The organism is Nocardioides agariphilus (genome assembly GCF_015352445.1).
GTDB lineage: Bacteria > Actinomycetota > Actinomycetes > Propionibacteriales > Nocardioidaceae > Nocardioides > Nocardioides agariphilus.
The window spans coordinates 1-12,427 of the sequence record NZ_JADKPO010000018.1 but is presented as its reverse complement, the minus strand read 5'-3'; the positions used below and the strand labels follow the sequence as shown (position 1 = coordinate 12,427).

General features: G+C 67.8%; 11 protein-coding genes. 5 read left to right on the top strand and 6 right to left on the bottom strand.

The features are described 5' to 3' along the window. Positions 1-15: 15 nt before the first annotated feature. The 5 genes from ISU10_RS13955 to ISU10_RS13935 form a co-directional block, all read right to left on the bottom strand. Positions 16-1,092, bottom strand: a complete 1,077-nt coding sequence (locus ISU10_RS13955) for a DUF1015 family protein (protein ID WP_194697019.1) — start codon at positions 1,090-1,092, stop codon at positions 16-18. Next, on the bottom strand, positions 1,089-2,312 hold the full coding sequence (locus ISU10_RS13950) for an NAD(P)-dependent oxidoreductase (protein ID WP_194697018.1): 1,224 nt from the start codon (positions 2,310-2,312) through the stop codon (positions 1,089-1,091). Before ISU10_RS13950 ends, ISU10_RS13955 begins: the two co-directional genes overlap by 4 nt. Before the next feature lie 114 nt (positions 2,313-2,426). Next, positions 2,427-3,011: a hypothetical protein gene (locus tag ISU10_RS13945; protein ID WP_194697017.1), complete on the bottom strand. Its 585-nt coding sequence runs from the start codon at positions 3,009-3,011 to the stop codon at positions 2,427-2,429. Continuing rightward, on the bottom strand, positions 3,008-4,849 hold the full coding sequence (locus ISU10_RS13940; protein WP_194697016.1) for a hypothetical protein: 1,842 nt from the start codon (positions 4,847-4,849) through the stop codon (positions 3,008-3,010). The genes ISU10_RS13945 and ISU10_RS13940 overlap by 4 nt, the downstream gene beginning before the upstream one ends. A gap of 92 nt (positions 4,850-4,941) precedes the next feature. Then, on the bottom strand, positions 4,942-7,887 hold the full coding sequence (locus tag ISU10_RS13935) for a PKD domain-containing protein (RefSeq protein WP_194697015.1): 2,946 nt from the start codon (positions 7,885-7,887) through the stop codon (positions 4,942-4,944). A gap of 353 nt (positions 7,888-8,240) precedes the next feature. On the opposite strand from ISU10_RS13935, the gene ISU10_RS13930 reads away from it, so the two are divergent. Then, positions 8,241-8,471 carry a hypothetical protein gene (locus ISU10_RS13930; protein WP_194697014.1) on the top strand — a complete coding sequence of 77 codons (231 nt, stop codon included), beginning with the start codon at positions 8,241-8,243 and terminating at the stop codon, positions 8,469-8,471. Positions 8,472-8,577: 106 nt separating this feature from the next. Here ISU10_RS13930 and ISU10_RS13925 read toward each other — a convergent pair whose 3' ends face one another. Continuing rightward, positions 8,578-8,949: an immunity protein CdiI family protein gene (locus ISU10_RS13925; protein ID WP_194697013.1), complete on the bottom strand. Its 372-nt coding sequence runs from the start codon at positions 8,947-8,949 to the stop codon at positions 8,578-8,580. Between the two features lie 357 nt (positions 8,950-9,306). Here ISU10_RS13925 and ISU10_RS13920 point away from each other — a divergent pair, with 357 nt between their 5' ends. The 4 genes from ISU10_RS13920 to ISU10_RS13905 all read left to right on the top strand — a co-directional run bounded on the left by ISU10_RS13920 (position 9,307) and on the right by ISU10_RS13905 (position 12,354). Further along, complete coding sequence (locus tag ISU10_RS13920) at positions 9,307-9,582, top strand: cyclase (protein ID WP_194697012.1); 276 nt, start codon at positions 9,307-9,309, stop codon at positions 9,580-9,582. Positions 9,583-9,644: 62 nt separating this feature from the next. Beyond that, positions 9,645-10,160 carry a MarR family winged helix-turn-helix transcriptional regulator gene (locus ISU10_RS23860; RefSeq protein ID WP_194697011.1) on the top strand — a complete coding sequence of 172 codons (516 nt, stop codon included), beginning with the start codon at positions 9,645-9,647 and terminating at the stop codon, positions 10,158-10,160. Positions 10,161-10,363: 203 nt separating this feature from the next. Further along, positions 10,364-11,797, top strand: coding sequence for a hypothetical protein (locus ISU10_RS13910; RefSeq protein ID WP_194697010.1), 1,434 nt, complete (start codon positions 10,364-10,366; stop codon positions 11,795-11,797). Between the two features lie 89 nt (positions 11,798-11,886). Next, positions 11,887-12,354, top strand: a complete 468-nt coding sequence (locus tag ISU10_RS13905) for a hypothetical protein (RefSeq protein ID WP_194697009.1) — start codon at positions 11,887-11,889, stop codon at positions 12,352-12,354. Positions 12,355-12,427 lie beyond the last annotated feature (73 nt).

The following is a 12,427-nucleotide window of genomic DNA, read 5'->3' as shown; positions in this document are numbered from 1 at the left end:
CCCTCTGGCCAGCCCTCAGGGTCGCAGGAAGATTCCCGTGCAGGGCTTGGGCTCGAAGTACGTCGCCTTCGGCGGCATCACCTCGTCGGCGTCGGCCACCTCGATGATCGCCTCGTAGCTCGGCGGCGCCAACGTGAACAGCGCACCTCCGTCGACGTCGCAGCGGGCGGTCAGCGCGTCGACATCGGCCGTGGCCGGCACGGCGTCGACAACAGGGACCCGGCCCGACGACGCGACGGCCGTCACCCTGTCGAGGATCCGGCTCTGCAGCAGGGTCACATCGAGGCCCGCGACGCCACGCTCGCGGGCCCCGTCGTAGGTGACCTCGAACCAGCGGTGATCGACGTAGAGGCCCATCGAGCCAGAAGAGGGTACGGCGGCGCGCGAGACCTCGAGCAGGTCGAAGTCCGCAGACACCAGGCCCAGCAGGCCCTCCGGGTCGAGCGGTCCGGACACGCGACGGTGGAACGACGACAGCCCGAGGCCGTCCATCGGGTGTATCTGGCACAAGACGGTGGCGTCGTCGGGCTTGCCGGCCAGCGCCCACTCCTCCAGCGCCGCCGCGACCCGGTGATGGCCATCGGCGATGTAGAAGTCGGCGGCCGTCAGCTCGTCGGTCAGCGCGCTCGTCTCGTCGCCCACCGGGAGTCGCCAGACCGTCTGCTGCCACCCGCTCGGGCCGGGGAAGTCCAGGAGTGGTGGCTGTTGCTGCACCGCCTCAAGGATCCGCGTGTAGACCTCGCCCGCTCGGTGGAGCAGCGAGACCAGGGCCGGCGTGCCATGAGACGTCTGCTGGTGGTGCCACACCAACGCGTCCACCCTCTGCTGGTGGACGGCCTCGTGGCCGCGCACGCGTCCGTCGGCGAGGGCCTGCACCGAGACGTCGCACACGATCCCGACGTAGGACGCGTGCCCGCTCGTCTGGCGGTAGACGTAGAGGGCGACGGGTGACTCCTCGTAGGCAGCCGGGTCGATCGAGACGCCATAGAGGTCGATGCCCGACTCATCGACCGACTCGGCCAGTGACGACACCGTGCGGCGGGCCCACTCCTGGCGGACCACACGGGCTGGGAAGAGGCGGACGAAGCTCATGAGAGCTCGTCGGCGCCGAGGGTCACGACCGAGACGCCCAGGACGTGCTCGATGGCGCCGAGCGCGGTCAGCAGCTCCTCCGAGACCGTGCCTTCGACGTCGATGGTGGCCACCGCCGCCTCGCCGCCCCGGAAGACCCGGTTGACCATGTGCTGCACGTTGATGTGGGCGCTGCGCAGCTCGTCGAGGATGTGGGCGAGCACGCCCACCCGGTCGAGGTGGCGGATGGAGATGGCCGCGGACCCTTGGCGGTCGGGATCGAGGTTGACGCAGTGACGGGCCTCCCCGGCCGCGAACGCCTCGACGATCTCGGCCACTCCGGCCGCGATCGCGCGCTGGGCTTGCGAGGTCGAGGCGCCGATGTGGTGGGTGGCCACCACCTCGGGGTGACGCGCGACCGCGGACTCCCACTCGGCCTGTCCGCCACCCGGCTCGTGGTCGAAGACGTCGAGGCCGGCGCGCACCCGGCCCGCGTCGAGTGCAGCGAGCAGCGCCGTCTCGTCGACGACGTCGCCGCGCGAGGTGTTGAGCAGGATGGCTCCGGGCTTCATCCGCGCCAGGAACTCCGCGTCGACCAGGTGCTTGGTCTCAGCCCCGGAAGGTACGTGGACGCTGACGATGTCGGAGGTCTCCGCCAGCTCCTCCAGGGAGTCGCAGAAGGTGATGCCGAGGTCCTCGGCCCGAGAGATCGACTGCGGCGAGCGGCCGGGCTTGGCCAGGGCCTGCACCTTGATCCCGAACGCCGCGGCCCTCTCGGCCACGAGGAACCCGATCGAGCCCAGGCCGATGATCCCCATGGTCGAGCCGAGCAGCCCTTCGGCCTTGCTGTAGCGCTGCTTGTCCCACTGGCCGTTGCGCAGATCGGCGACGTTGTCGGTGATCCGTCGGTCGATCGCGAGGAGCAGTCCCATCGTCAGCTCGGCCACCGCCGCAGCGTTGCGACCCGGGACGTTGCAGACGTAGACAGCACGGCGCGACGCCGCCTCTGTGTCGATGGTGTTGGTGCCGGCACCCGCCCTGATCACGAGCACCAGCCGGTCAGCAGCCTCGAACACCGCCCCGTTGACCTTGGTACTGCGCACCACCAGGCCGTCGAACCCGGCGATGCGGCCCGGTAGGTCGTCAGCCGAGAGTCCGGGTTCCATGACCACCTCGTGACCGAGGGCGGTCAGGTCGTCGACCGTGTGGTCGGGCAGCCGGTCGGCGAGGAGAAGGCGCATGCGCGTGACCTCCGGGGACGGGTACGCCGCCGGGGCTGGCGGTGGGGTGAGGCTAACGGGTGGGTGCGTGCCTGAGCCAGGCGCGCACCAGGTTGGCGAGCGCGGACGCCTCGTCTAGTCGGCGAGGCGGAAGCCGTCGCCGAGGTCGACGGCGAGGTTCGGGTCGAGCTCCTGGGTGCGGGGGCCGATCGTGTAGCCGGGGCCGCTCAGCGACACGGCCACCTCGCACCGGCCGCTGGTCAGCCGGACCAACGAGCCGTCGGCCACGACCGCCTCCACCGCCTTGACGTTCACCTCGACCAGGACCTCGAACGGGATGCGGTAGATGGTCTGCTCCAGCCACCTCAGCTCGATCTGGGGGTGCTGTCGCAGGGCCAGGCCGCGGCCCGCGAGGTCGACCGTGGCCTCGTCGATGGTGCCGAGGGTGCGGCGGGCTGCCTCGCGCAGCTCGTCGAACTTCGCCCAGCCGGCGAGCATCACGTCGCCGAGGTCGATGTCGAGGAAGCCGGCGGCTGCTCGGCCGGCCTCGCGCAGCGTGACCGCCCACAAGGCGTCGGTGACCGAGGATGCCAGCGACCTGGCCTCGGTGAGCTCGTCGGAGGGCGGCACGAGCCGGTCGAGCTCCGCGTCACCTGGCTGGAGGACCGACAGGGCCGTGACCGGTGCTGTGGCCGAGGACGTCGGCGCTCCGAGGGTCATCTGAGGACCTCCACGTTGTCGGCCAGCGGGGCCGGGTCGAGACGAGCGACGATGTCGATGCCGGGCAGCTTGAAGCCGGCGGGGCGGTCGGACGCGTCCTGCCATCCCACCTGCAGGTCGTCGTCCATCACCAGGCGTACGTCGGGTCGTGCCGTCGGCGTGGGAGGCGGCGACGGCTCGGGGCTGGCGGCGACCCGGCCAGGTCGTCGCAGCAGCATGACTCCCAGCAGGGCCGCCAGGAGGAGCGCCAGCCCACCACCCGCGCCGCCGACGACGAGCAGCAGGTCGAGTCCCCCGTTGATCGCGAGGGGCGCGGTCGCGACGGGGTGCTCCGACTCGTCGCAGCGCTGGCACGCGACGACCTTGTACTGGCCGTTGTCGCGGTCGGGGGCCTCGACCTCCTCGGTGAAGGTGCCGTCCTCCGCGGGCTGGACGCGGAACCAGACGTCGGTCGGCTCCTCGTCGCCGGCCGGCCCGATGAGCACGGTCACCTCGCCGTCGTCGGGAGCCCAGTCGGCGCCGCTGACGGTGATGCGGGCCTTGGGTTCGACGCTGCGTCGGTCGAGGGCGATCACGGGGTTGTCGATCTGCGGGGACAAGACGGTGAACGCGACGATGTCCTCGATCCGGTCGGCACCGCTGCACAGCTGGCAGGCCACGATCTCGGCCTGTCCCGGATCCATGTCCGGCACGGCCAGCTCCTGCTCGAACACGCCGTCGACGGCGGTGGCGGTCGCCAGGTCGACCCGGCCGACGCCGGCGGAGCGGCGAATGACCAGCGTGACCGGACCGTCCAGCCATCCGGTGCCCGTGGCCTGCAGCTGGTCGTCCGGCGCCCCGGAGGTCGGCTGGACCTCCAGGATGGGAACCGGTACCGACCTCTCGGCGATCGTCAGCGTCGCTCGGGCCTCGAGGTCGGAGTCGCCACACACCTGGCAGGCGTAGAGCGTCAGCGAATCGACCCCGCGGTCCGGGACCGTGACCGTCGTGTTGATCTCACCGCCCGACAACACCGTCGTCGTGGCCAGCGGATCGAGACCGGCGCCGAGGTCGGCGATGTCGGCGTACACCGAGACGTCGCCGTCCGTCAGCGACCATCCGGTGCCGCTGACGGAGACGTCCTCTCCCACGGCCTGTTTCGCCGGTGCGACCGCGAGCGTCTGCAGCGTGTCGTTGGGCACGGTCGTCACCACGAACGGGACATCGACCGTGAGAGCCTCCGACCCGTAGGTGCAGCCCTGGCAGGCCACGAAGACGTACTTGCCCGCCGGGATTCCCGGCACGGTGAACGCTGCGGCGTTGTCGAAGGTGCCGTCCGAGATCGGCATCACGGTGCCGACGAGGCTGTCGGGTTGCCCCAACGTGCCGATGGAGGTGTAGAGCGAGACCGCCTCGTTGGGACTCCAGCCCGAGCCGGTCACGGGCACCGAGGTGTTCGGCAGGGCCTGGCTCACGGCGGGCGTGAAGACCGCGAGCACGTTGAGGTACGTCTCGGCGTTGGGAGGTCCGGGCGAGTCGATGAACGAGCAGATCTGGCAGGCGAAGAACCGGTACTGGCCTGCTTGGTACGACGGCACCGTGACCTCGATGCTCCACGTGCCGTCGGCGCTGACGTCGGCGGACATCCACGCGTTGGAGGGGTTGGGGTCGATGCCGGGCAGGAACAGGTAGACCGGACCGGTGTAGGGATCGGGATCCCAGCCCGTGCCACTCGCCGTGATGGTCTGGCCGGCAAGGGCCGACGGTGGGGTGAACGACCAGGCCTCGCCGGCGGCTGCGGCCGGCGACGCTGTCGTGACGATCGGCCCCAGCAGCGCCGTCAGCAGGCACGCGAGCACGCCAAGGATCCCGAGGATGCGAGGGCTGGTACGGCGGCCTATGGGCCCCAGGGTCCTCTCTGTCAGGGCCGGGGGGCAATCCCACGACCGGTTCAGGGCAGGTTCGTCCAGCTCTCGACGATCTTCTTGGTGTCCTCCAGCTGCTTGCGCTTGACGTTGGGGTTCAGGCGCACGGTCTCGGCGTTCACCATGGCCGTCAGGAACTGCGTGTCGACGCGCTTGTCGTTGTTGGTGTCGACCAGCCGGTTCCAGTCGATCGCGCCGTTGGCGAAGTTGAGCCAGGCGGCCAACAGCTGCTGGTCGAACAGCTCGTTCATCACGCTCGTCGCGCTGGTGTCGAGTACGTCGTAGGACTGGGCCGCGGTCGACGCCGCGGTCTGTTCGTTGAAGACCCTGCTCATGTAGCCGACGATCTTGAGGTAGCAGTCCGCGGTCGTGGCGTCGATGTCGGGGGCCGGTCCGGAGTTGAACGCGTAGTAGCGGTACTGCTGCTTCCAGTAGCCGTGCGGTCGGTTCGGATGGTTGTTGCCGACGATGACCACATTGAGCGAGCCGGTCGCCGTGCCGCCGTCGTCGTCGGTGATGCCCAGCGCGCTGGTGTAGGTGCAGGCCTGGTTGAACGAGTGACCGGCGTTGGGTGAGATGTCGCGCGGCTGGATCGACGGACTCTTGGCCGGGTCGGCGTCGGGTGGGTTGACGTAGTCGGTCGTGGTGCTCACCGCCGCGCCGTCACCCCAGTCCCACCTGGTCGTGAGGTCGTCGCTCCCGGGGTCGGTGATCCGCACCTTGAAGTCGACGTTGGTGCCCGCGTGCGCGATCACCGTCGGGATGCCGTTGACGCTCACCGTGTTGGTGGTGTCGATGACGGCTGTGGGGTCGGTGTTGGACACCGTCGCGCTGATGTCCTTGCAGGTGCTGGTGTCGTCGTCGCTGCCACAGATCCGCACCGTCCACGTGCCGTTGTCGCCGTACGTGTGGGTCGTGCTGAAGGTGAAGGTGGCATCGGGGCGGATGTTCTCCAACGTGCCCGTCAGGGTCTGGGCCCCTGAGCCGTCGCCCCAGTCGATGGTGGCCGACAGGGGGTCGAGCCAGCCCGGGTCGCTGACCGTGCCGGAGACCGTGGTGGCGGTGTTCTCCGAGACCGTTGTCGGATCGCTGGCCGACACGGCGGGTGCGACGTTGGTGACCGTGACGACGGCGGTGTCGTCGTCGGTGAGGCCCTCGGGATCGGTGACGCAGACCTTCACGGTGGTGTCGCCGTCCTGGCCGACCGCTGTGAACTCCGGTGTGGAGTCACCTGAGGAGTCGTCGCAGGCGCCGTCGCCGTCGAGGTCCCACGCATAGGTCAGGGTGCCGCCCTCGGGGTCGGTGGACCCGGTGCCGTCGAGGGTGATGTTGGTGCCCTCGGGAGTACTGCGGTTCCCGCCCGCGTCGGCGACTGGCGGGAGGTTGGACAAGAACACGGTGAACCTCAGGTGCGCGCGGTCGGCAGACTCCAGCGGGTTGAACGGGTCGTTGTCGCCGGTGACGTCGATCGTCGTGCCGCAGGTGGCGGTGATGCCGCTGCCGGTGATCGCGCCCGGCTCCTTCTTGATGCACTTGGCCATGTCGACCGAGAGGTTGAGGCCGCCGATCGCCTCGTCGTCGTCGGGCGAGATGTCCATCAGGTCGTCGCCGAAGTTCAGCGACGGGACGAGCGGGCTCTCGCCGTCCTCGTCGAGGATGTCCACGGTCACGGGGACCGATCCGGTCAGCGGGACGTTGTTGCCGAACGCCCAGCCGGGGTTGTTCACGTGCTCGGTGTCGACCTTCTCCTCGCCGCGGTTCTGCGCCCTCTTGCCGTTGACGCTGACCCTGGCGTACATGTCGGCGTCGTCGAAGGTGTCGACGTCGTCGTCGTCATCGTCGACGGAGTCGATCCGCACGGCCAGGGTCGGCTGGCGCACCGTCCGATCGAAGACGCGGTAGAGCGCAGCGATGGCGCGGATGCCGTAGAAGTACGTTGTGTTGCGCACCCGGTTGAGGTCGCCGTCGGCGTTGTTGATGTCCTCGAACGGACCATCGTTGTCGTTGTTGTCGAGGTCGTCTTGCACCCGGGGACTGGTGATCTTGGTGCTCATGTCGTCGAGCTCGGCCTGCACCCAGCCGTGCCGGTCGACGGTGTCGCCGTCGACGTCGCGTGAGGTGAAGAAGTCGGCGAGCTGGTTGGTCGTGTAGAGCAGGTAGTAGAGCGGGTCGACGCCGGCGGGCACCTTCTCGTCCAGGCGTCCGGTCACCGCAGCATGCAGCGGGTCGACGGTCGCGTCCTCGTCGCGCAGCCGTTGCTTCTCCGGGTCGGTGAGGTTCATGTGGCCGTGGTCGCCGTCGACCAGGTCACTCATCCAGTTCTCGTAGGGGTCCGCGTCGAAGACCACCTTCACGTGGGCGTCGCCGTGGGCGTGCGTGGGCACGGTCTGGTCGCCCATCAGGTGCACGATGTGGCCGAGGTACTCGTAGGCCTTGTGCTTGTCGCCGTTGGCGTAGGCACCCTGCGCGAGGACCCAGAACTGACGCGCCTTCTGCCAGGCGTTCTCGGTCTCGATGAACGTGGTGTCAAAGATGTCGATGTCGATCAGGTCGAGGACGTCGAGCGCCTCCCACATGTCCTTGAGGGTCTCGATCGGCAGCGGCTCCTCGAAGTCGCCGTACGTGCTCTTCGTCTCGTCGCCGGCGTCGGAGTCCCAGAAGTGGGGCATCGTGATGACGGCTTCGTTGAGCAGCGGCAGGAACGGGTAGCCGTAGATGTGGTCGCTCGGGTCGCCCACGCCGTCCTCATGGCCGGCGCCGTTCCAGATGTCCTGGGCGAACTGCGCGGCCTCCGACCCCGGCGGGATCAGGTCGAGCGCGAAGGCCGACATCTTCTCGTGAACACAGGCGTTGGCGTCCGAGCAGACGTTGTAGGCAGCTGCGGGCTGCGCGGTCTGGAGGACCGTCAGCCCGCTGGTCGCCAGTGCGGCGATCGCGAGCGCGGCGAGCTTGCGGGTGCGGTTGTGCGACATCAGGACACCTCTGTGCGTGGTCGTATGCCTTGGCTCGACCGCTCGCTCCCACAGTCGACGGTGACACCGTTCGACAGCGGCAGGCTCGCCCCCTATGGACGGGAACCTAGGGAGATGCCACGACGACGCGCAATGGCCCGTTCGGACCAGGGGTACGCCGGCGGTACGACGCATCGTCAGCCTGCGGATGGTCTTCGCCGCCCAGGTTTGTGAGTGGTTGCTGGCCGTGAGCGATCTGGCTGACGCTGCCCAGTTGGAGAGACTGACGACGACTGTTACGCGTTCTGCCGAGCGGCACCGGCCCGCGAGATAGCGTTGCCGGTCTGCAGTCCACGAGCTCCAGGGAGGGCCTGATGGCGGTACGACGATGGAGCGACCTGAGCGGACGCAATCGCAGACTCATCGCGATCCTCGTCCTTCTCGACAGCGTCCTGAAGGCCGCAGCGTTGGTGGATCTCCGACGCCGAGACGTCCAGGAGCTACGCGGATCCAAGAAGGTGTGGGGACTCGCGATCACGTTCAGCAACTCCGCGGGTCTGGTTCCGCTGATCTACTTCACGCTCGGTCGCAAGAAGCGCGGGTAGGGCTGACCTTCGTCGACTCCGCTATCGGAAGTCGACGCGTACGCCCCAGACTCCCTGGAGCTCGCCGACGATCAGCGCACCCTCTTCCTCCCACGCGAAGAACTCCTCACGCAGGTCTTCTGGAACACGCTCGGCCCGCCCGAGAGTGCGGCTCGTAGCCGACCCGGTAGCCGTCCCCGAGCCGGTCCTGGAGCTCTCGGCTCAACCCATGACCGCGAAGGTCGTGATCGAGCAGCCACTGCTCGTCGTACCGTTCGAAGGGGTCATCGATCGACTCGGTGTACTCCCCGACCCAGGCATCGATCCGGGCCCTCAGCTCCACGTCCATCGGAAGGGTCTCCGCGACGAACGAGGCGCGAGGTGGCCAACCGACGGTTCCCGGCCACAGCGCGATCCCGGAGACGTCGTCGACGAACATCGGCACCACCACGGGCCGGGGTGTGAAGTCGGCCGGACGCACGAAGACGTCCCGGGGCACCCCGTCCCCTGCGCGGTGCGGAACGGGCCGTCGGCGTCGCGGGTCAGGCTCAGCTCACCGCCTGTCCCTCCGCCGAACCACGCACGCTCGCCCTCCGCGTCGCCACCGGCGAACCACCCCCATCGCTCACCCATCGGGCCATGGTGCCCTAGCCGGCCATCAACACGACCCGCGTGGAGCGACGAGGGTGGTGCATCCGGAACTGACCAGCCGAGCGCGCATCACGGCGATGAGTGCGTGTGGGGTGGACCGCTTCCCGATCTGGGAGAGGTAGGCAAGTTTGCTTGACTTCTGATCATTAGAGGTCTAGTAATAAGACCCTCGGGCACTCACACACCGAGGCAGGAAAGGACCGACATGACCACTCTGGCAGTGCGACACACGGTGCAAGACTTCAACACCTGGAAGGCCGGGTTCGACGGGCATGACCAAGCGCGTCGTAGCCATGGGTCAACCGGCTACCGAGTGCTCCAGGACGGCAACAGCGTGCTGGCCCTCATCGAGTTCCCCGACGCCGCGTCCGCGCAGGCCTTCCAGACCGACCCGAAGCTGGGCGAGGTCATGGCCAAGGCCGGCGTCGTCGGCGCACCGGACATCAGCACCTGGTCCGAAGCATCCGGGGAGACGTACTGAGTACCCGGCGAACCCCCGGCCAGAAGGGCTCCCGCACCGGGAGCCCTTCTCGGCGTCGACCCGTGACCGACTTCGAGCGCGAGTTCCCGGGGGCCAGCGAGTCAGCGAATGCCTGCGCGATAGCTCTGGTCCGCACTGGGGAAAGACTTCTCGCGTGCATCGACCAAGCCCTCCGGCACCACGGTCTGTCCAGGGCCGGACGCGAAGCCCTCGCCGTCCTCGATGGCGCTGAGCAACCACTGTCGCCGACCGCCATCGCCGAGCGGCTCATCGTGACGACGGCGAGCGTCACTTCTTTGCTCGACACCTTGGAACGGCGTGGGCTGGTCGAACGACAGCCCGACCCGACCGACCGGCGAAGGCTAGTCATCGTGATCACCCAGGACGGGAAGGCCATCGTCGACCAGTTCCTGCCGGAAGTCGTGGCGCTCCAGACTGCCGCAATGGCCGCGCTGACCGAGACCCAGCGAAGACAGCTCGTCGAAATGCTGGCCACACTCGGGGCCGACCTGACCACCCTCGACACCGATGAGGTCGTCCGCGCGGCAGCACCGCGGGGCGTCCCCCGACACAGCTGAAGCCTCGAACGCGCCCACCCATCGGCTACGTGGTGCGTCCGGAACGCGGCGAAGTGACGCGGCCCGTGAGGCGTCCCCGCAATTGTGTGGATTGGGCAAGAACGTCGCCGACGTACTAATCGCTATTTGACTGTGACCGTCGGTGCGCCTCGCTAGGGTGCCCGAGAAGACGCAGGCACTGATCGGGCGACTCGGGGGAACCCATGACGGAAGAGACTTGGCACCAGGCGCGGCTGATCCCCACGTCAGGCATCTCCGGAGCCGAGGAGCAGGAGCGGCGCGCGACCTCAGCGCTGCTGGCGGTCATGGGCGCCGTGAAGGAGTTCGCTAGAGCTGCCCTGGGACCTGTGGGTTCGCCCTCAGGGACTGTGGAGACCTACGTCGAGGTGCCGTTCATGCTCGGCGAGAAGCGCGTGTATCCCGACGGCCTGATCAGGGTGACCCGGGGTGGCAGGTCATGGACTGCCTTAGTCGAGGTGAAGACCGGCCGAAACGAGCTGGCCACCGAACAACTGGAGAACTACCTGGACGTGGCGCGCGAGCAAGGTTTCGATGCCCTCATCACGATCAGCAACGAGATTCCCGCCGTCGCCGGCCAGCACCCGACGAAGGTGGACAAGCGGAAGCTCCGAAAGGTCGAGCTACATCATTGGTCGTGGACCTACCTTCTCTCCACGGCTGTCATGCAAAAGGAACATCGCGGGGTCTCCGACCCCGAGCAGGCATGGATTCTCGGCGAACTGATCCGCTACCTCGAACACCCTCGCTCGGGCGCGATGGAACTCGATGACATGGGCGGCAACTGGGTTTCGGTCCGAGAGGCCGTGACCACGGGGACCTTGCGCGCAACCGACAAGACTCTGCCCGAGGTCGTGTCTCGATTCGACGCACTGCTGCGCTACGCGGGTCTCCGCCTTGGAAGACAGCTGGGGACGGACGTGGTGCATGTCCTCAGCTGGAAGGAACTCGCCGATCCCGGAATCCGAGCTCAAGCACTGCTCGAAAGTCTGGTCTCGAAGGGCGAGCTGACCGGCGCGATTCGAATCCCCAACACCGTGGCACCCATCCACCTCACAGCGGATCTGCGAGCCGGCCGCATCACTGCCTACCTAGACATCGACGCGCCCAAGGACGGCCGAGCGACCACGCGCGTCAACTGGCTCCTCCGCCAACTCAAGGCAGCACCCGATTCGCTGCGGGTCGAGGCCTTCGTTGCCAATGCCAGAGGAGACGGGGCCGCCGAACTACTCGGGACCGTTCGCGAGAGCCCCGGCCTCCTCATCCATGACCCCAAGAAGGAAATCCGCGCCTTCCGCGTAGCAATGAGCCGCCAAATGGGTGTCAAGCGAGGCAGAGGACGAGGTGGCTTCATCGACTCCGTTCTCGATTTGTTGGACACGTTCTACGGCGATGTCGTGCAATATCTCAAGGCTTGGTCTGCCGCGCCGCCCCGGATGCGAGAGACCGAAGTAGTCCCAACCCAAGAGCCCCCATCGGTTGCGTCCACTGCGATCTCATCCCAAGACGGCGCGGAGCAGGCCGCCGACGGTCCAGGCGACGCGCCCTCGCAGTGGGACGGCCGCTCAAGCGAACCGCCACCCTTCTCCGGCGACCAAGGTGATCCGCTCGTCCGTTAAGCGGCGATGTGACGCACTTTCGGAAGCCCGCGATCAGAGTCCGCTACGAGCGGACGCCATGTGAGGGCAGGTCAACGTAGGTTCGCGTCATGGCAGAGGGCCAAATGCTGGTTGATGAATCCAACGACCGCGCGTGGACTGAGATCGCACACGGCACGCGCCTGCATTGGCGCGTGCTTGTGAATGTTGGGGAACCCAAGGCCGAGTCCAACTTCGCACGCGTGCACGAGCTCTACCCATACGAACGTGTCGCCGACCGCGCTCGTGCGTATATCTACGCAGCCTTGGAGCATCTGATGCTGTGGGCCGACGTCGTGGCGCCGTTCAAGTTCCACCCCGAGCAGGCAAATGTGTTCCAGCAGCGCCCGCCCTACACCTTGGCGCGGGCAGCACTCGAGGCGTCGGCACAAGCAGTCTGGATGCTGAACACGACGGACCCGCTTGAGTGCATCAGGCGTCATCTGTGCCTCATACGTTGGGATCTACAGGAGCACAGAAAGAGCACGATTGACGGCGAGCGGAGACGGGCTGTGGTGACGTCCCGGGAGGTGGTGTAGTTCTGGCTCGCTGAAGTGCCTCGTGTCGTTGACGAGGAAGTAGGCGGCCATCGTGCGACGGTCAGTGAGACCT